Source organism: Subsaxibacter sp. CAU 1640, assembly GCF_023156585.1.
Classification (GTDB): domain Bacteria; phylum Bacteroidota; class Bacteroidia; order Flavobacteriales; family Flavobacteriaceae; genus JBPOFM01.
On sequence record NZ_JALNMI010000002.1, the window covers coordinates 150,735 to 172,264 of the forward strand.

At 38.0% G+C, this 21,530-nt stretch carries 13 protein-coding genes and 1 tRNA gene; 12 read left to right on the forward strand and 2 right to left on the reverse strand.

The genetic code is table 11. The annotated features are described in order from the left end of the window. Positions 1–2 precede the first annotated feature (2 nt). The 3 genes from M0G43_RS05230 to purL all read left to right on the forward strand — a co-directional run bounded on the left by M0G43_RS05230 (position 3) and on the right by purL (position 6,859). Positions 3–1,217: an RsmB/NOP family class I SAM-dependent RNA methyltransferase gene (locus M0G43_RS05230; protein WP_248024113.1), complete on the forward strand. Its 1,215-nt coding sequence runs from the start codon at positions 3–5 to the stop codon at positions 1,215–1,217. 5 nt (positions 1,218–1,222) lie between these two features. Continuing rightward, a complete protein-coding gene (locus M0G43_RS05235) occupies positions 1,223–3,055 on the forward strand; it encodes an endonuclease (protein ID WP_248024116.1) in 1,833 nt (610 codons plus the stop codon). A gap of 141 nt (positions 3,056–3,196) precedes the next feature. After that, entirely contained in the window at positions 3,197–6,859 is a 3,663-nt protein-coding gene (gene purL / locus M0G43_RS05240; protein ID WP_248024118.1) for a phosphoribosylformylglycinamidine synthase, read from the forward strand. 33 nt (positions 6,860–6,892) lie between these two features. Here purL and M0G43_RS05245 read toward each other — a convergent pair. Further along, a tRNA-Pro gene (locus M0G43_RS05245) sits at positions 6,893–6,966 on the reverse strand. A gap of 136 nt (positions 6,967–7,102) precedes the next feature. On the opposite strand from M0G43_RS05245, the gene M0G43_RS05250 reads away from it, so the two are divergent. The 8 genes from M0G43_RS05250 to M0G43_RS05285 all read left to right on the forward strand — a co-directional run bounded on the left by M0G43_RS05250 (position 7,103) and on the right by M0G43_RS05285 (position 17,439). After that, a complete protein-coding gene (locus tag M0G43_RS05250; RefSeq protein WP_248024119.1) occupies positions 7,103–8,872 on the forward strand; it encodes an AMP-dependent synthetase/ligase in 1,770 nt (589 codons plus the stop codon). A gap of 102 nt (positions 8,873–8,974) precedes the next feature. Continuing rightward, complete coding sequence (locus M0G43_RS05255) at positions 8,975–9,430, forward strand: MarR family winged helix-turn-helix transcriptional regulator (RefSeq protein ID WP_248024120.1); 456 nt, start codon at positions 8,975–8,977, stop codon at positions 9,428–9,430. Between the two features lies 1 nt (position 9,431). Then, a complete protein-coding gene (locus M0G43_RS05260) occupies positions 9,432–11,840 on the forward strand; it encodes a 3-hydroxyacyl-CoA dehydrogenase/enoyl-CoA hydratase family protein (RefSeq protein WP_248024122.1) in 2,409 nt (802 codons plus the stop codon). Between the two features lie 46 nt (positions 11,841–11,886). Then, positions 11,887–12,234 carry a four helix bundle protein gene (locus M0G43_RS05265; RefSeq protein ID WP_248024124.1) on the forward strand — a complete coding sequence of 116 codons (348 nt, stop codon included), beginning with the start codon at positions 11,887–11,889 and terminating at the stop codon, positions 12,232–12,234. A 43-nt stretch (positions 12,235–12,277) separates the two neighbouring features. Continuing rightward, a complete protein-coding gene (locus M0G43_RS05270) occupies positions 12,278–13,468 on the forward strand; it encodes an acetyl-CoA C-acyltransferase (protein WP_248024126.1) in 1,191 nt (396 codons plus the stop codon). 21 nt (positions 13,469–13,489) lie between these two features. Then, complete coding sequence (locus tag M0G43_RS05275; protein WP_248024128.1) at positions 13,490–15,292, forward strand: acyl-CoA dehydrogenase family protein; 1,803 nt, start codon at positions 13,490–13,492, stop codon at positions 15,290–15,292. A gap of 108 nt (positions 15,293–15,400) precedes the next feature. After that, positions 15,401–16,672, forward strand: coding sequence for a DUF6265 family protein (locus M0G43_RS05280; RefSeq protein WP_248024130.1), 1,272 nt, complete (start codon positions 15,401–15,403; stop codon positions 16,670–16,672). 2 nt (positions 16,673–16,674) lie between these two features. Then, the gene (locus tag M0G43_RS05285) at positions 16,675–17,439 is read left to right on the forward strand and encodes a CBM9 family sugar-binding protein (RefSeq protein WP_248024132.1); all 765 of its coding nucleotides are present in this window, start codon (positions 16,675–16,677) and stop codon (positions 17,437–17,439) included. Here M0G43_RS05285 and M0G43_RS05290 read toward each other — a convergent pair. Beyond that, positions 17,436–19,241, reverse strand: coding sequence for a glycoside hydrolase family 15 protein (locus M0G43_RS05290; RefSeq protein WP_248024134.1), 1,806 nt, complete (start codon positions 19,239–19,241; stop codon positions 17,436–17,438). The genes M0G43_RS05285 and M0G43_RS05290 overlap by 4 nt on opposite strands. A gap of 78 nt (positions 19,242–19,319) precedes the next feature. On the opposite strand from M0G43_RS05290, the gene M0G43_RS05295 reads away from it, so the two are divergent. Next, positions 19,320–21,530, forward strand: a complete 2,211-nt coding sequence (locus M0G43_RS05295) for a bifunctional alpha,alpha-trehalose-phosphate synthase (UDP-forming)/trehalose-phosphatase (protein WP_248024136.1) — start codon at positions 19,320–19,322, stop codon at positions 21,528–21,530.

Consider the following 21,530-nt stretch of genomic DNA (forward strand, 5'->3'; position numbering starts at 1 on the left):
GAATGCGTCTACATAGAAATTTATGTTTTGCGGTGGTTGATGGTTTGATGCTCATTTTCAATGAAGGTCAATATGCTGATAAAGTCATTCAACAGTTGCTGAAAAGAGACAAAAGATGGGGAAGTCGAGACAGAGCTTTCGTGGCAGAAACTGTTTATGATATCGTTCGTTGGAAGCGCTTGTATGCGGAAATTGCAGAAGTCAAAGAACCTTTTGATAGAGACAACATCTGGAGATTATTTGCCGTTTGGGCAACTTTAAGAGGCATCAAATTACCGAATTGGTCTTATTTTGAAAGCACGCCTACCAGAAAAATCAAAGGTCGCTTTGATGAACTTTCCAAAATCAGAAAATTTAGAGAGTCCATTCCTGATTGGATGGATGAGTTGGGCGAAAAAGAACTTGGTAAAGACATTTGGACTAAAGAAATTGCTGCTTTAAATGAGCAGGCAGATGTAGTTTTAAGAGTCAACACGCTTCAGATTTCCAAAGATAAATTGCAGTCTGAATTATTTGATTTGGATATCGAAACAGAATTTATGCCTGAATATCCAAATGCCTTAAAATTGAAAGAGCGCACTAATGTGTTTCAAACAGAGCAATTTAAAAATGGGATGTTTGAAGTGCAGGATGCTTCTTCACAATTGGTAGCTGATTTTCTGGATGTTGAACCAGGAATGAGAGTGGTGGATACTTGTGCTGGTGCTGGTGGGAAAACATTGCACATTGCATCGCTAATGGACAATAAAGGGCAAATTATTGCGCTTGACATTTATGCCAACAAATTGCACGAACTCAAACGCAGAGCAAAACGAAATGGTATTTTCAATATCGAGACAAGACCTATCGAATCGACAAAAGTCGTCAAAAAACTTTACGATAAAGCAGATAGAGTTTTGATTGATGCACCTTGTTCTGGGTTAGGCGTTTTAAAGCGAAATCCTGATGCCAAATGGAAACTGCAACCAGAATTTTTGGATGAAATAAAAAAAACACAGCAAGAAATTCTTCAACAATATTCAAGAATCGTGAAACCTGGAGGAAAACTAGTGTATGCCACTTGCTCCATCTTGCCTTCGGAAAATCAAAAGCAAGTTGAAGATTTTTTAACATCAGAATTAGGAAAAGAATTTACCTTTGTCACCGATAAAAAAGTACTGTCGCATAAATCTGGCTTTGACGGATTTTATATGGCTTTACTAAAAAAGAAAGATTAATAGCAATGAAACAGATTTACCTTTTAGCAGCTTTACTTATTACTGCAACCATTAATGCCCAAATTCCTGCTGGATATTACAACTCCGCAACTGGAACTGGATACACCCTAAAAACCCAATTAAAGAATATTATTGACAATAACAATAATGGACTTCCTAATGAACATATAGCCACCGATCAAGGCTATAATGCACTAGACGCTTTATATGCCAACAGCGATAGAGATATCTACTATGAAAATGATAATACTATATTAGATCTATATTCTGAAAATCCATTGGGAGCAGACCCGTATAATTATATTTACGGATCAGACGAATGCGGAAATTACAACAGTGAAGGTGATTGCTATAATAAAGAGCATGTCATTCCTCAATCGGCATTTAATGATGCATCACCTATGAGAAACGATGGCCATCAGGTCATACCTACAGATGGTCGTGTGAATGGTTTTAGAGGAAATTATCCTTATGGAGTTGTTGGCACATTGATTTCCCAAAGTGGTATCAGTAATCCAACAATGAATGGTTCAAAACTTGGAAACAACTTAAATAGTGGGTATTCTGCTGGTTATACAGGGATTGTCTTTGAGCCTATTGACGAATTTAAAGGCGATATTGCACGTATCTATTTTTATTTTGTGACACGTTATCAAAGTCAAGTTGGCGCATGGTCTTCCTACGCTATGTTTGATGGAAGTACTGATAAAGTATTAGCTGATCCATTTTTAAACATACTAATGACTTGGCATCAAATGGATCCTGTTTCTCAACGTGAGATCAACCGAAACAACGTCGTTTACAATTATCAGAATAACAGAAACCCTTTTGTTGATCATCCAGAATACGTTCAAATGATCTGGAACCCAAATCCTGATACGACTGCTCCTTCTGTTCCTACTAATTTGGTTGTAACCAATGAGGCTTCGACAAGCATTTCTCTGTCTTGGACTGCTTCTACAGACAACATAGCTGTAACGTCTTATGACATATATGTAGATGGTAATTACAATTCCAACAGCACTACAACCACTGCCACAGTCGGGAATCTTACTCCTGAAACCACTTATACATTTACAGTTGTAGCTAAAGATGCTTCTAACAACATATCAGCACCAAGTGCTCCTGTAGACGGAACCACAACTGAAGCTGGCTCCAGTGGATCTGAATGCGCCTCTGAAACGTTCACTAACATTGATACAAATTCGAGCACTTACACCACTGTTAACTGGACAGGTGACAATGGTTTACAATGGACAGCTACCGACTCTCGGACCGATCAAACTCTTTCAGGTAAAGCCATTACAATCAGAAATGGTGTTCTAACTGCTCCCACAATTGCTGGTGGTATTGGAACTTTTACCGTGACAACTAAACGTGTTTTTGGTGGCTCTAGCGGAACATTTAATTTAAAAGTCAACGGAAATGTGGTAGGAACAATTGCCTATTCAGACCAAGATGTGACACAAACCATAACAATTCCTAACATTAATATTGAAAACAACGTAACAATTTCTATTGATGGAAACAGCACAGCATCAAACCGTGTGGTTTTTGATGATTTAAGCTGGACATGCTATAGCAGTCTTGGTATTGATGAGCAAAGTCTTTCTAGCGTCAATATCTATCCTAATCCAGCCAAAAATATCGTAAATATTACTTTAAACAGCGATAGTGATACGTTAATTGAAATCTACAATGTTCTTGGAAAAAAAGTATATCAGAAAACAATTCAAAATACAGATATATTGAATCTTGATACTTTGAGCAGCGGCATTTACATTGTCAAACTCACTCAAGAAAACAATTCAATCAGTAAAAAACTGATTAAAAATTAAAAAAATGAAGGCGGCTTTAAAAGTCGCTTTTTTTTGTTTAGAAATGTTGAATAACTTCTTAATTAACTTCAAAAAATCACGATGTTATACGAGGAAAAACTTTAAATTTGCACTTTCTTAAAACAACACAAATACAACATAATGATTCACTTCTTTGGAAACCAAAACAGCAAGATCTTTGCTGTTCAAGCAACAAAAGAATTATCAACTGACTCCCTTTCTAAATTAGTGTGGGTTTTTGCCAACCAGCCCAAAATAGAACAAGCATCTTTGGATGCTTTTTTTGTTGGCCCTCGCGCTGCTATGATTACGCCGTGGAGCACTAATGCAGTGGAAATCACACAAAATATGGGCATTGACGGTATTATTCGTATTGAAGAATTTACAGCCGTAGCTGAAGATTTCAAGGATTACGACCCTATGATTTCCCAAAAATATAAAGGTCTGAATCAAGAGAGCTTTACAGTTAATATTGCACCTGAATCCATCAGGAATATTGAAGACATTGCCACCTATAATGCTCAAGAAGGATTGGCCTTAAATGATGAAGAAGTTGAATATTTAAATAATCTTTCTCAAAAACTGGGAAGACCTTTGACAGATTCTGAAGTGTATGGTTTTGCGCAAATCAATTCGGAGCATTGTCGCCACAAAATTTTTAATGGAACTTTTGTTATTGATGGCGAAGAAAAACCAATGTCGCTCTTCAAAATGATTAGAGAAACATCCAATAAGAATCCGAATGATATTGTTTCTGCTTATAAAGATAATGTTGCTTTTATCAAAGGTCCGATAATAGAACAATTTGCACCGATACGTGCAGATTTACCTGATTATTATCAAACCAAAAATTTTGAATCTGTTATTTCGATTAAAGCCGAAACGCACAATTTCCCTACTACGGTGGAGCCTTTTAATGGTGCTGCCACGGGTTCTGGTGGTGAAATTCGTGACCGTTTAGCTGGCGGTAAAGGTGCACTACCTCTAGCTGGAACTGCGGTTTATATGACTTCTTATTCTAGATTGGAAGAAAATCGTCCTTGGGAAAAAGGTATGAACGAACGTGATTGGCTATATCAAACTCCAATGGATATCTTGATTAAAGCATCTAATGGTGCATCCGATTTTGGTAACAAGTTCGGACAGCCCTTAATTGCTGGCTCCGTCTTGACTTTTGAACACGAAGAAGATGCTAGAAAACTTGGTTTTGATAAAGTGATTATGCTTGCTGGTGGTATTGGTTACGGTAAAGCTAACCAAGCCTTAAAAGATACCCCAAAGACAGGTGATAAAGTTGTAATTCTTGGTGGTGAAAATTACCGCATTGGAATGGGAGGCGCAGCTGTTTCTAGTGCTGATACAGGAGAATTTTCATCAGGAATAACATTAAATGCGGTGCAACGTTCCAATCCAGAAATGCAAAAACGTGCAGCCAATGCCATTCGTGGTATGGTAGAAAGCGATGAAAATTTCATTGTCTCCATTCACGACCACGGTGCTGGTGGCCACTTAAACTGCTTGAGTGAATTGGTTGAAGAAACTGGTGGTCATATAGATTTAGATAAACTACCTGTTGGCGACCCAACGCTTTCTGCAAAAGAGATTATCGGTAATGAATCGCAAGAACGCATGGGGCTTGTTATTGGTGAAAAACATATTGAAATCCTCCAAAAAATTGCCGACCGAGAACGTTCGCCGATGTACACCGTTGGAGATGTTACAGGTAACCATAGGTTTACATTCGAGTCTAATACCAAAGACACCAAACCTATGGATTTGGCTATGGAAGATATGTTTGGTAGCTCGCCAAAAACCATAATGACAGATACAACTATCAAAAGAAATTACTCTGATATTGTTTACAACAAGGATAAATTTTTCGACTATTTAGATCAACTATTACAATTGGAAGCCGTCGCTTGTAAAGACTGGCTCACCAATAAAGTAGACCGTTGTGTAGGCGGTAAAGTAGCCAAACAACAGTGCGTTGGGCCGTTACAGATTCCTTTGAACAATGTAGGTGTTATCGCATTAGATTATAAAGGAAAAGAAGGCGTTGCCACCTCTATTGGGCATTCGCCAGTTTCAGCATTAATAGATCCTATTGCGGGAAGCAGAAATTCCATTACTGAAGCGTTGACCAACATTATTTGGGCACCTTTGAAAGACGGTTTAAAAAATGTGTCTTTATCTGCCAACTGGATGTGGCCTTGTAAAAACGAAGGCGAAGATGCGCGTTTGTACGAAGCTGTTCAGGCGGTTTCAGAGTTTGCTATCGATTTAGGAATCAATGTTCCTACAGGTAAAGATTCTCTTTCGATGAAGCAAAAATATCCCAATGAGGAAGTGATTGCACCCGGAACCGTCATCATTTCTGCGGGAGCGAATTGTACAGACATTACCAAGGTAATCGAGCCTGTTTTACAAAAAAATGGTGGCGATATCTACTATATAAATCTTTCTCAAGACACCTATAAATTAGGTGGAAGTTCGTTTGCGCAAGTAGTTAATAAAATTGGAAACCAAGCGCCAACGGTAAAGAGTGCCGACTATGTAAAAACAGTGTTCAACACCATTCAGAAATTGATTTTGGATGAAAAAATTGTTGCGGGTCACGACGTAGCTTCTGGTGGTTTAATCACCACCTTGTTAGAGCTTTGTTTTGCCGACAACAATTTGGGTGCTGAATTGGATATTACTGCAATAAACGAAAAAGACTCGTTTAAGGTACTATTCGCGGAAAATGCTGGAATTGTGATTCAAGCAAAAGATGCTTCAATTGAAACCGTTTTAAGGAATGCTGATATTGAGTTTTTCAACATAGGTAAAGTCACTGAAAGTGATGTGTTGAGCATCATCAATGGAACGGATGTGTTCACAATGACTGTGTCTCGCTTGCGTGATATGTGGTACAAAACCTCTTTTCTACTCGACCAAAAACAAACGGCCAATGGTTTAGCTCAAAATCGTTTTGACAATTATAAAAATCAACCTTTAAACTATACATTCCCAAGTCACTTTACAGGCAAACTTCCAAAAGTAGACAATAGCAAACCAAGGCCAAAAGCCGCCATCCTTCGTGAAAAAGGGAGTAATTCGGAACGCGAAATGGCAAATGCTATGTATTTAGCTGGTTTTGATGTAAAAGACGTTCATATGACCGATTTGATTTCTGGTCGTGAAACGCTTGAAGACATCCGGTTTTTAGGTGCTGTTGGCGGTTTCTCAAACTCTGACGTGTTGGGTTCTGCAAAAGGTTGGGCAGGTGCAATTAAATACAACGAAAAGGCCAACGAAGTCATTAAAAACTTCTTTGCGAGAGAAGACACGCTGTCTGTAGGTATTTGTAACGGTTGTCAATTATGGATGGAACTAGAACTTATCAACCCCGAGCACGAGAAACACGGAAAAATGACCTATAACGATTCTCACAAACACGAAAGTGCTTTTACTTCTGTAAAAATTCAAGAGAATAACTCGGTAATGCTTTCTACTTTGGCTGGAACAACTTTAGGCGTTTGGATTTCACATGGCGAAGGAAAATTCAGCTTACCTTATTTAGAAGACAAGTATCATATTGTTGCAAAATACGGTTATGAGGGGTATCCGCACAATCCTAATGGATCTGATTTTAACACGGCTATGATGTGTGACGAAACAGGGCGTCATTTGGTAACCATGCCTCATATTGAGCGTTCTACTTTCCAATGGAATTGGGCAAATTACCCTAAAGGCAGAAAAGATGAAGCATCTCCGTGGTTGGAAGCCTTCGTAAATGCCAGAAAATGGATTGAAAATAAATAATCAAAAAGGAGCCTAATTAAGCTCCTTTTTTTGTCGGGATGACTGGATTTGAACCAGCGACCCCTAGCACCCCATGCTAGTACGCTACCAGGCTGCGCTACATCCCGAATGACATCCAAATTGCAAAAATAGCAATAAGATTTGCTTTTTTTAAGATATTTCAAAATATGCATCTTTTTTATTGGCATATTTGAAAATCGTTATTATTTCGCTAATTTGCACTAACACCCTTACTGAATTTCAATGACAGACGTTACAAGATTATTTGATTTCCCATACTACCAACTTCAAAACAAACCCAATGATTCTGCATTGGTTACAAAATATAATGGTAAATGGGTTAAAACCTCCACTCAAGAATATATTGATAAAGCTAACGCCATCAGCCGAGCGTTGTTGAGAATGGGAATCAAAAAAAATGATAAGATTGCCGTCATTTCCACTGCCAACAGAACAGAATGGAACATTATGGATATTGGAATTCTTCAAGTTGGAGCTCAAAACATCCCAATTTATCCCACTATTTCTTCCGAAGACTATGAGTACGTTTTAAATCATAGCGAATCAATTTATTGCTTTGTTTCTGACGAAGAAATTCTGGAAAAAGTAAAAAAGGTAATGGGGAATACGAAAGTGAAAGATGTGTATTCTTTTGATGAAATTAAAGGATGTAAACATTATTCTGAACTTTTCAAACTAGGTGAAGACAGTAACAATCAAGCCGAAGTAGAAGCAAGAAAAGATGATGTAAAACCTGATGACTTGGCTACGATTATCTATACTTCAGGTACAACAGGAAAACCAAAAGGCGTTATGCTATCACATTGGAATATTACAAGTAACTCTCTAGATAGTATTCCAAGGTTACCTTTAATTGTCGGGGAAACTCGTATTTTAAGCTTTCTTCCTGTATGTCATATTTTCGAACGTGTTCTTATCTATATCTATCAGTATGCTGGATTGAGCATATATTTTGCCGAAGGAATTGATAAAATAGCAGATAATGCCAAAGAAGTAAAACCAAATTTGATGAGTGTGGTGCCTCGTCTGCTCGAAAAAGTTTATGATAAAATCAATGCTAAAGCCGAAGAACTTTCAGGAATCAAAAAAAGTTTATTCTTCTGGGCCGTTGGCCTTGGTGAAAAATGGGAACCTTACGGAAAAAATGGTTGGTGGTATGAGTTTCAATTGAGTATCGCCAATAAACTGATATTTAGCAAATGGCGAGAAGCTCTAGGTGGAAATTTGACTACGATGGTTTCTGGAAGTGCGCCTTTACAGCCAAGATTGACCAGAATATTTTGTGCCGCAAAAATGCAAGTGATGGAAGGTTATGGACTGACTGAAACTTCACCCGTAGTTTCCGTTGGAATGTATGAAGATCATAATTTTAAAGTAGGAACAGTAGGTAAACCCATTGACAATGTTGAAGTTAAAATTGCGGAAGATGGTGAGATCTTAATTAAAGGACCAAACGTGATGCTTGGCTATTACAAAGACCCTCAAAAAACATCAGAGGTGATGACTGGCGATTATTTTCATACTGGTGACAAGGGTGAAATTGATTCAGATGGATTTTTGAAAATCACTGGTCGCAAAAAAGAAATGTTCAAGACGTCTGGTGGAAAATACATCATTCCTACACTTCTCGAAAATGAATTGAAACAATCGCGTTTTATTGAGCAAGTAATGGTTGTTGGTGAAGGCGAAAAAATGCCAGCCGCCTTGATACAACCAAATTTTGAATTCATCAAAGATTGGATCGAAAGAAAAAAGAAAAATATTGGCACTTCTAATGCCGAAATAGCATCTTCCAAAGATGTTAAGGATAGAATTCAAAAAGAAATTGATGCCTGCAACAAAAAATTTGGACATTGGGAGCAAATCAAAAAGTTTGAGCTCACACCAGATATTTGGGGTATTGATGGAGGTCAACTCACACCTACAATGAAGATGAAGCGCGACGTCATCAAACGTATTTACAAAGACCTATACGACAAGATTTATTCTTAAAACCTCTGCCTTCCAGATTAAATTGGATAATTAAAATTTAATATTAATTTATTATGCGTGCATAATAAATTTTTGTATATTTGGATTTCCTAAAATCATCTTATGAAGGATAAAACCATTGACTATGTATTGAGAACCACTTGGTTAGCAGTTACAAAAATGTACAATGAAGAAGCTGCCAAATTTGAGAGTACTATGGCTACGGGTTTTGCGCTTTTGAGTATTGACCCTGAAAAAGGAACACCTTCAACGTCTCTTGGACCCAAAATGGGAATGGAAGCAACCAGCCTTTCAAGAACATTAAAATCTATGGAAGAGCGTGGTCTTATCGAACGTAGACCAAACCCAGATGATGGACGTGGTGTTTTAATTTTTCTGACGGACTTCGGTAAAGAAAAACGTGCTTATTCAAGAGAAAAGGTTTTGACCTTCAACGAAACTATCAAAAATAGTGTCACACCTGAACAACTTGCCAACTTTTACGAAGTGGCTGAAGTCATCAACAATATGATTTCCAATAAAAACATTTACAACCAAAAAGAACATAGTTTAAAATAATATGAGTAAACGTAGAATCAAAAAAACTGCCATCATTGGCTCTGGAATTATGGGAAGTGGCATTGCCTGTCACTTCGCAAATATTGGAGTTGAAGTATTGCTTCTAGACATTGTGCCAAGGGAGTTAACCGATGCCGAAAAAGCAAAAGGTCTGACACTCGAAGACAAAGTTGTCAGAAATAGAATCGTTAACGACTCTTTGACGGCCTCATTAAAATCGAAACCCTCTCCTATTTATCATCAAGATTTTGCAAGTCGCATTAAAACTGGTAATCTTGAAGATGACATCGCCAAGGTGAAAGATGTGGATTGGATTATGGAAGTTGTTGTGGAGCGTCTTGACATCAAGAAGCAAGTATTTGAAAAGTTGGAAAAATATCGAACTCCAGGTACTTTAATCACATCAAACACATCTGGTATCCCTATTCACTTTATGAGTGAAGGTCGCAGTGAGGATTTTCAAAAGCATTTCTGCGGGACACACTTTTTCAATCCAGCACGTTATTTAAAACTATTTGAAGTGATTCCTGGACCAAAAACGGATGCTTCGGTGTTGGAATTCTTAAACGGTTATGGAGAACAGTTTCTAGGAAAAACGTCTGTCGTTGCCAAAGATACACCAGCATTCATTGGTAACAGAATCGGCATTTTCAGCATTATGAGTTTGTTCCATACTGTTAAAGAAATGGATTTGACAGTTGAAGAAGTCGATAAATTGACTGGCCCAGTAATCGGCAGACCCAAATCAGCCACATTCCGTACAGTGGACGTTGTTGGTTTAGATACATTGGTTCACGTAGCCAATGGCATTAGAGAGAATTGCCCTAAAGATGAACGCCTAGAGCTTTTCAAACTTCCAGATTTCATAGATACAATGATGGAAAAGAAATGGTATGGAAGCAAAACAGGTCAAGGTTTTTATAAACTCGAAAGAAAATCAGATGGTTCAAAAGATATTTTATCATTAGACCTCAATACATTAGAATACAGAGCCAATAAAAAAGCCAATTTTGCTACGTTGGAACTTACCAAAACCATTGATAAAGTGGTTGACCGCTTCAAAGTTTTGGTTTCTGGAAAAGATAAGGCCGGTGAATTTTACCGAAAGAGTTTTGCAGCATTGTTCGCTTATGTTTCAAATCGTATTCCCGAAATCACTGACCAATTATATAAGATTGATGATGCTATGAAAGCTGGTTTTGGATGGGAACACGGTCCTTTCCAAATTTGGGATGCCATCGGTGTAGAAAAAGGCATCGAGATGATGAAAGCGGAAGGTTTGGAGCCATCTGATTGGGTGAATGAGATGTTGGCATCTGGAAGCAAATCGTTTTATACGGTTAAAGATGGTGCAAGCTATAGCTACAACATTCCTTCAAAATCTCAAGAAAAAATTCCGGGACAAGATTCATTCATCATATTAGATAACATTAGAAAGTCGAATGAAGTTTGGAAAAATTCCGGAGTCGTTGTTGAAGATTTAGGTGATGGAATTTTGAATGTCGAATTTCAAACAAAAATGAACACCATTGGTGGCGATGTACTTGCTGGACTCAATAAAGCCATCGATTTTGCTGAAAAAGATTTTGCTGGATTGGTGGTTGGAAATCAAGCTGCAAATTTTTCGGTCGGTGCAAACATCGGAATGATATTTATGATGGCTGCAGAGCAAGAATATGACGAGCTTAATATGGCTATCAAATATTTCCAAGACACGATGATGCGTATGCGCTATTCATCAATTCCTACTGTGTCAGCGCCTCACGGAATGACTTTGGGAGGTGGTTGCGAGTTGTCGCTGCACGCTGACAAAGTAGTTGCTGCTGCGGAAACTTATATGGGACTTGTTGAGTTTGGTGTTGGTGTGATTCCTGGTGGTGGTGGTTCCAAAGAAATGGCTTTGAGAGCTCAAGATCTATTCAGAAAAGGAGACGTGGAATTAAACATCTTGCAAGAATATTTCCTTACAATCGGAATGGCGAAGGTCTCCACATCGGCTTATGAAGCATTCGATTTAGGAGTTCTTCAAAAAGGAAAAGATATTGTTGTTGTCAATAAAGACAGACAAATTGCTACTGCAAAAGCGCACGCCAAATTGATGGCCGATGCTGGGTACACACAACCTGTGAAACGAAGCGACATCAAAGTTCTTGGTAAGCAAGCACTCGGTATGTTCTTGGTAGGAACTGATTCTATGGAAGATAGCAACTACATCAGTGAACACGATCAAAAAATCGCAAACAAATTGGCTTATGTGATGGCAGGAGGTGACTTATCAGAACCGACACTTGTCACCGAGCAGTATTTGTTGGATTTGGAACGTGAAGCGTTTTTATCACTTTGTACCGAAAGAAAAACCCTAGAACGTATTCAACATATGTTGAAAACAGGAAAACCGCTTCGCAACTAATTGCGATAAGCATTGAGATTTTAGTATTGAGTAATGAGAATTTAAAATGCATAAAGTAGAAGATTTAAAAATATGGAAGAAGTCAATTGATTTGGCTAAAACTATTTATCTACTAGTTGCACAATTACCTTCTGACGAAAAATTTGGTCTAACATCTCAAATTAAAAGAAGTGCCGTCTCAATTCCTTCAAATATAGCTGAAGGAGCAGGGAGAAATTCACAAAAAGAGTTTAAGCATTTCTTAAGTATTGCTAATGGTTCAAATTATGAACTTCAAACTCAATTGATATTATTAGTAGAATTAAACCTTATAAACAAAGAGAAAGTACAACCAGTTATTGAATCTTGTATTGAAATACAAAAAATGAATTATTCATTTCAGCAAAAACTGTAAAAACTCAATACTAAAATCTCAATACTCAATACTATAAAATAAAATGAAACAAGCATATATCGTAAAAGCATACAGAACAGCTGTTGGCAAAGCACCAAAAGGCGTGTTCCGTTTTAAAAGAGCAGATGAATTGGGTGCTGAAACCATTCAATATATGATGAAGGAATTACCTCAATTGGATGTCAAACGTATTGACGACGTTATTGTTGGAAATGCGATGCCAGAAGGCTCTCAAGGTTTGAATATGGCTCGATTTATTTCCTTAATCGGATTAAATAGCGTCGATGTTCCAGGAGTGACTGTCAACCGTTTCTGTTCATCTGGAATCGAAACCATTGGTATCGCCACTGCAAAAATTCAAGCAGGAATGGCAGATTGTATCATTGCTGGTGGTTCCGAAAGTATGAGCAGCGTGCCAATGACAGGTTTTAAGCCAGAATTGAATTATGATACCGTAAAGGCAGGACACGAAGATTATTATTGGGGAATGGGAAATACAGCAGAAGCTGTTGCAAAGCAATTCAAAGTATCTCGTGAAGATCAAGATGAGTTTGCCTATAATTCTCATATGAAAGCTTTGAAAGCGCAAGCCGAAAATCGTTTTCAACATCAAATTGTTCCCATTGAAGTAGAACAAACCTATCTCGATGATAACGGGAAAAAAGCAACTAAAAAATATACTGTTACAAAAGACGAAGGTCCAAGAGCAGGTACTAATCTTGAAGCTCTGGCGAAGCTACGTCCAGTGTTTGCCGCTAATGGTAGCGTCACAGCGGGTAACTCATCGCAAATGAGTGATGGTGCAGCATTTGTAATGTTGATGAGCGAAGATTTGGTAAAAGAATTAAATCTAGAGCCTATCGCTCGACTGGTGAGTTATGCGGCAGCTGGTGTAGAGCCACGAATTATGGGAATTGGCCCAGTGAAAGCCATTCCGAAGGCATTAAAACAAGCTAACTTACAACAATCAGATTTAGAATTGATTGAATTGAATGAAGCCTTTGCTTCACAATCATTGGCTGTCATCAGAGAACTAGGCCTTAATCCGGATATCATCAATGTCAATGGTGGTGCCATTGCTCTAGGCCATCCTTTGGGCTGCACAGGAGCGAAATTGTCCGTTCAGCTATTTGATGAAATGCGTCAACGAAATATGAAAGGTAAGTATGGCGCTGTGACAATGTGTGTTGGTACCGGTCAAGGGGCTTGTGGAATTTTTGAATTTTTAAACTAAACAACTTAATACAACAATAAAATGGAAACAGTTGAAAAAGACATCTTACGTGGAGGTCAGTTTTTGGTAAAGGAAACAAAATGCGAAGACGTTTTTACTCCAGAAGATTTTAATGAGGAGCAAAAAATGATGCGCGACTCTGTCATCGAATTTAATGACCGTGAGATTATTCCTCATAAACCTCGTTTTGAAGCCAAAGATTATGCGCTAACCGAGGAGGTAATGAGAAAAGCGGGTGATATGGGCTTCCTGGGAGTCGCCGTACCAGAAGCTTATGGTGGATTGGGAATGGGTTTTGTTTCCACAATGATTGTATGCGAATATATTTCCAGTGGAACTGGATCATTCAGTACGGCATTTGGAGCCCATACAGGTATTGGGACGATGCCAATCACACTTTATGGAACAGAAGAACAAAAGCAAAAATACGTACCAAAATTGGCTTCAGGTGAATGGTTTGGTGCCTATTGTTTGACCGAGCCTGGTGCAGGTAGTGATGCAAACTCTGGTAAAACAACAGCTGAATTGACGTCTGATGGAAAGTCTTATAAAATCAATGGACAAAAAATGTGGATTTCCAATGCTGGTTTCTGCAAATTGTTCATTGTATTCGCTCGAATTGAAAATGATAAAAACATCACTGGTTTTATTGTTGAAAATGATCCTTCAAACGGTATCACTTTAGGTGAAGAGGAACACAAACTTGGGATTAGAGCTTCTTCCACTCGCCAAGTGTTTTTCAATGATACAGTCGTTCCTGTTGAAAATATGCTATCTGAAAGAGGTAACGGATTTAAAATTGCGATGAATGCATTGAACGTTGGTCGTATTAAATTAGCTGCCGCCTGCCTCGATTCACAAAGAAGAATCACAACGACGGCTGTTCAATATGCCAATGAGCGCAAACAATTTAAAACTCCAATTGCTGATTTTGGTGCCATCAAATACAAGTTGGCTGAAATGGCAACAAGCGCTTATGCTGGTGAATCTGCGTGTTACAGAGCTGCAAAAAATATTGAAGACCGAATTGCTTTAAGAGAAGCTGCTGGTAACAGTCATCAGGAAGCAGAGCTCAAAGGTGTTGAAGAATACGCAATTGAGTGTTCCATCTTGAAAGTGGCTGTTTCTGAAGACGTTCAGAACTGTGCTGATGAAGGCATTCAGATTTTTGGCGGAATGGGATTCTCTGAAGAAACACCTATGGAAGCTGCGTGGAGAGATGCTCGTATTGCAAGAATTTACGAAGGCACTAATGAAATCAACAGAATGCTTTCAGTTGGGATGTTGGTCAAAAAAGCAATGAAAGGACACGTTGATTTGTTAGGACCTGCAACTGCTGTGCAAAATGAATTGATGGGGATTCCTTCGTTTGAAACGCCTGATTACTCTGAATTGTTTTCAGAAGAAAAAGAGATGATTGCAAAATTGAAAAAAGTTTTCTTGATGGTGGCTGGTGCTGCTGTTCAAAAATTCGGTCCAGATTTAGATGCACACCAACAATTGTTGATTGCAGCTTCAGATATTTTGATTGAAATCTATATGGCGGAATCAACTATTTTGAGAACAGAGAAAAACGCTAAACGTTTTGGAGAAAAAGCGCAAGAAGTTCAAATAGCAATGGCGAAACTGTACTTATACAATGCCGTTTCTATTGTAGAGAAAAACGGAAAAGAAAGTATCATTTCATTTGCTGAAGGCGATGAGCAACGTATGTTGTTGATGGGCTTGAAGCGTTTTGTGAAATATACAAACTATCCAGATATCGTGGATTTACGCAAGGCCATTGCCGAAAAAGTAAAAACCGAAAATAAATACTGCTTCTAAAATAGACTAATTCAAATTAATTTTAGTTGTTTGTTGAAAAAGTCAATCCTTTAGTTTGGATTGGCTTTTTTTATTTTCTTTATCTTTAAGAATTCAATCTTAAAACTGATGACAAAACCGTTATTTCTGTTGCTTCTTTGTCTTTCTACATTGGCATTCTCGCAATCCAACACAGAAGTTTTTCTATTCGATTTGAAAACTGATAATGATGTTTTCGAGCTTTCAAATATGAAAAACATATCAAACAATGAAGGCTATGACAATCAACCTTCGTTTATGAACAATAAAACCATTCTGTATGCTGGTACGCGCAACGGACAAACGGACATCGTAATGTACGACATCACTTTAGGCACTAAAACTTGGATTTCTTCTACTGAAGGTGGTGAATATTCGCCGTTGAAAATTCCTGATCAGTCGGCTGTTTCGGCCATTCGTTTGGATCCTGATGGCAAGCAATTATTGTATCATTATGATTTAAAAAACAATAAGAATTCGACTTTGATAGAGAATCTAGTAGTGGGATATCATAATTGGTATGCTCCAACTACAGTGATGTCAGCAGTTTTAGAGACAGATTATTTATCGCTTTATAAAACAGATACTTCCAAAAAAGAAAACCATAAATTACAGCAAAACATTGGTCGTTCCATTCATAATATGCCAGGTTCGAAATTGGTCAGTTACATTTCAAAAGAAAAGGATAGTATTTGGGAAATTAAATCCATCGATCCTATATCAGGCACAACCAAACTGATAATTGAAACGTTGCCTCTTTCAGAAGATATGTGTTGGTTAAGTGACCAAACCATCCTGATGGCAAAAGGCGGAACGCTTTATAAATTCAACCCGAAAAGTGATGAAAGTTGGACGTTGGCTGTATCCCTTTTAGACTATAACCTAACAAACATCACTCGCTTGGCCATAAGTCCTGATGGAACAAAACTTGCGGTCGTTGCCGAATTGATGAACCAACCATTGGAACCAAAATTAGAAAACATCAAATGGATTGCTGGCAATTGGAAGGGTGAAGCTTTCGGTGGACAAACCGAAGAAAATTGGAGTGAACCTTCAGGTGGCTCTATGATGGCAACATTCAAATTGATTAATGACGGAAAAGTCTCTTTCTATGAAATTGAAATCATTCGGGAAGTTGAAAATACTCTGATTTTACAATTGAAACATTTTGACAATGATTTGAAAGGTTGGGAAAGCAAAGATGAAACAGTCGATTTTCCTCTAAAGGAAATTACAGCCACAAGAGTCGTTTTTGAGGGAATGTCTTTTGAAAAAGTAAGTGACAACGAAATGAATGTCTATGTGGATATTCATCAAGACAATGGTTCGGTGAGAACTGTCGAATTCAATTACAAAAAATAAAAATGAAAACTAACATTGCAATTATCATCGTTTTAGCTTGTTTCTTCAGCTGCAAAAAAAATCAATCTGAACCTAAAGAGACTCCAAGTCAAAAAAAAGAAACACAACTCATTGAAGTCAAAAAATCTATAGAACCTATCGTCATTGATGGTATTTCCGATGAACCCATTTGGAAGGAAACAAAATGGTATCCCATCGATCAATTATGGGTAGGACAAGCTTATGATTCCACAGATTTTCAAGGGCGATACAAGTTAACCTGGACGGACAAATCCCTTTATGTTTTGGCTGAAATAATAGACGATTCTATTTTTGACCAGAGAGCAGATCCTCTCAAATTTTGGTGGGATGATGACTGTGTGGAAGTTTTTATTGATGAAGATAACAGTGGTGGCGAGCATCAATATAATCATAATGCTTTTGCGTATCACGTAGCTTTAGATGGCAACGCTGCTGATATGTCCACAAAGGAAGAAGGCATATTGTTTAATGAGCACGTAGAGTCCAAACACACTACAGCAGGAAATGTGATGCTTTGGGAATTAAAATTCAATCTCTATAATGCTGAAACATTTGATGAAACCAAATCGAATGATCCTGTGAAGTTGTCATCAGGTAAAAAGATTGGTTTCGCCATTGCCTATTGTGATAATGATGGCAGTCCAGAACGTGAAAACTTTATTGGCTCCATTCCAGTGGAAGGCGAAGACAAAAATCGCGGCTGGATTGACGCCAACATTTTTGGAACTTTGCTTCTAAAAGATTAATTGGAAATCGTCTCCATCATTCGTTCTTCATCGGTAACATTTGAAAGGTTGATAGCGGTTTCTATTAATGCCAAATGTGAATAGGCCTGCGGAAAGTTTCCAAGCAAGCGTTTGGTTTTAAAATCGATATCTTCACTGAACAATCCCAGATGATTACTGTAAGACAATAATTTTTCAAACTGTTGCACGGCTTTCTTTCGTTCACCAATCTTGTAAAGACTGTTGATAAACCAGAATGTACAAATAGTGAATGACGAAGAAGGCAAGCCAAAATCATCTTTGTTCTTATAGCGATACAAGAGGCCATCATTGCTCAACTCTCTTTCAATCGCTTTCACAGTATTCATATATTTAGGATTTTTTGCCTCGATAAAGCCATAATTTTCCATCAAAAGCACAGCTGCATCCAAGTCATCAGAACCATAAGATTGAGTAAACGCCTGTACTTTTTCATTCCAGGCATTATCCATAATGTCATTTTTGATTTCTTGTTCCAAGGTCATCCAACGCTGGATTTTCCGGTCTTTACCAAAAATCTTCGCCACCTTGATGGCTTTATCAACTGCAACCCAACAGAGTACTTTTGAAAAAGTGAAATGACGTTCTTCTGTTCTAAATTCCCAAATGCCCTTGTCTGCCTCTTTCCAATGTCTGTCAACCACCCAAACGATTCCTTTGGTGATGGTCCAGAGTTCTTCGGCGTTTTCCAAATCATTATTAAAATTTACCAACTGCTGATGAATCACATCCATCAAAATTCCGTAGATATCATTTTGTCTCTGTTGATAGGCTGCGTTCCCTATACGAACAGGCTTTGAATTACCATAACCACTCAAATGGTCTAGCTTCATCTCCACCAAATTCTTTTCTTTATTGATACCGTACATTATTTGCAATTTTTCTTCCTTATCAGGAATCAAATCCACAATAAACTGTAAAAACCGTTTTGCCATTAATTTATGACCTAATTCTGATACTACTTTGATGACCATAGAGGCATCTCGAATCCAGCAAAAGCGATAATCCCAATTACGCACTTCTCCCAGAGTTTCAGGCAGTGAAGTGGTAGCTGCTGCAAGTACAGCTCCAGTCTTTTGGTAACTCAAAAGCTTTAAGGTCATTGCACTTCGACCTATTTCTTTGTTATATTTTTTGTAAGAGGATGTCAATTCCATCCAATTGAGCCAATAGACCTTGGTTCGTTCCAATTCCAGCTTTGCACTTTTAAGGGATGGCAGAACTATTTTTTCGTTATAACCTATCCAAAAATAACCATCAGAAGTCAACTCAATGGTATCAGCATTTGCTATTGCTTCTTTATCAAAATCGCTGTAAAGAAAGAGCGTATCAAACTTTTCTTTGTCGGTTAAACTCACGATGAAGTCATCCTTCACATAAGTATTGGTTTCGCCAAGGGCATATTCCAATTTAGGTTCGTAATCTACCTTAAAAGTTGGCTTCCCTGAAATATGCTTTATAAAACGTATGATTTCTGGCGGATTATGGTAACGACCTGAATTCTTCTTATATCTCGGCATAAAATCGTGCACTTCAAACACATTGCCTCCTTCAGAAAATGTGGTCACGAGAATACAGGTATCGTGAATGTATTGTTGAGAAATTTTATAGGCATCATCTACTACGAAGGCAAACTTACCTCCTATGTCATCATCCAATAGTTTCGCAAAAACAGATGGTGAATCATATTCTGGTAAACAGCACCAGTCAATGGAACCTGTTTTGGAAATTAATGCTGCACTTCGGCAATTACCAACTATTCCATAATCTAAATTATTTGTCAAATCTCTTCTTTTATATGGTGAAAACTTAATTTTTCATTAAATTAAAAAAAAAAATAAAAAGTGACCAACAGACACTCTATGAATAAAACAATAATTGTTTCAAACAGACTTCCACTCCAAGTAAAAATCGAAGAAAACCAACTGAATGTAACGCCAAGTGTTGGCGGATTGGCAACAGGCTTGAAATCTGTTCATTCTGAAGGTAATGGGCTCTGGATTGGCTGGTCTGGTGTTACTGACGAAGAGTTGAACGATGAGCTTGCCGAAAAGGTAAAAAAAGCTGTGACCAAAGAAAAGTGCGCTACTGTCCCACTTTCGCAATATGACATCGACAATTATTATTTAGGATTTAGCAATAAGACGCTTTGGCCATTGTTTCATTATTTTATGGAATACACCGAGTTTGAAAATGAGCAATGGGAATCTTATAAAAAAGTCAATCAAAAGTTTGCTGATGTGGTATTGGAACATACTGATAATGGTGATACCATTTGGGTACACGACTATCAATTGCTCTTGGTGCCCAAAATGATAAAAGATAAACGACCGAATACCACCATCGGTTTCTTCCTGCATATTCCATATCCATCCTATGAGATATTTAGAACCTTTCCTTGGCGTGAAGAACTGCTTCACGGAATGCTCGGTTCAGATTTGATAGGGTTCCACACCTATGATTATGAGCGTCACTTCTTCAGTTCGGTGAAACGAATCTTACGATTGGAAGTCAAGTTCAACGAGATCAGTTATGAAGACCGTATTGTAAAGGTGGACTCCTTCCCTATGGGAATTGATTACAAGAAGTTTCACGAGGCTGCGGAAAAGCATACCAATCAGGAAGCATCTGAACGTTCGGAATTGCAAAAACGATTGGATGACCATCTACAAGCTGATGATTCAACCAAATTGATATTATCAATCGATCGAATGGATTACACAAAAGGAATTCCTAATCGTATTCGTGCATTTGAATATTTCTTGAATACGTATCCTGAATTTAAGGAGAAGGTCCGTTTGATTATGTTGGCGGTTCCGTCACGTTCAGACGTGCCACAATACCAACGCCTTAAACGCGAAACGGATGAGTTGGTAGGACGTATAAATGGGCAATTTGCCACTGTGAGTTGGACACCCATTTGGTATTTCTACCGTTCCATGCCCTTTGAAAATTTAATTGATTTATATACCTCATCAGATGTGGCGCTTATTACACCTATTCGCGATGGTATGAATTTGGTTGCCAAAGAATATGTTGCCACACGCACCAATAAAGACGGTGTTTTGATTTTGAGTGAAATGGCAGGCGCTTCCAAGGAGATGAATGAAGCTTTGCTCATCAATCCGAATAATTTTTATGGTATCGCAAAAGCATTGAAGTATGCCTTGGAAATGTCACTCGAAGAGCAGCAAAAACGAATGGGAATTCTTCAAAAACGTTTGCAACGCTACACGGTTGAAAAATGGGCTCTTGAGTTTATGAAAACCTTGAATGCAACGAAGCAAAACAACGGCACTATTGAAGCTAAAAAACTCACACATCAAGTTCAGAAAGAAATGATGATCGACTTCAACAAAGCCAATAAACGTTTGCTCTTTCTTGATTATGACGGTACTTTGACAGGTTTTGTGGACAATCCTGAAGATGCAGTGCCAGATGAAGAGCTCATCACTATTTTAGATGCACTAAATAACCTTGAGAATACAGATATTGTCATCATTAGCGGTCGTGATCGACCTACTTTTGAAGATTGGTTTGGCAACGAATCCTATAACTTGATTACCGATCACGGTGTTTGGTTAAAGACAAAAGATGATGATTGGGATATGATTGAGCGATTAAAGACTGATTGGATGGAGCACATCTCACCTATCTTGGAAACCTTTGTCGACCGCACTCCAGGAACATTCATCGAAAAGAAAAACTATTCCTTGGCGTGGCATTATCGCAAAGCCGATCCTGAATTGGCACAAATACGAACCGTAGAATTAAATACCGTTTTGACCAGTTTGATTTCCAATAATGATTTGTCTGTTTTGCGAGGTAATAAAGTCATTGAAATCAAAAGCAGTAATGTCAACAAAGGTCGGGCAGCCGCGAGATGGTTGGCTAAAAAGAATTATGACTTTGTATTTACCATAGGCGATGATTGGACCGACGAATTTATGTTTGACGAAATGCCTGAAGACGCTTATACCGTTAAAGTTGGCTATAAGAAAACCCACGCCAATTATTATATCAAAGACTCCGAAAAAGTGCGCGAATTATTAAAAATGTTTATATCAAAATAA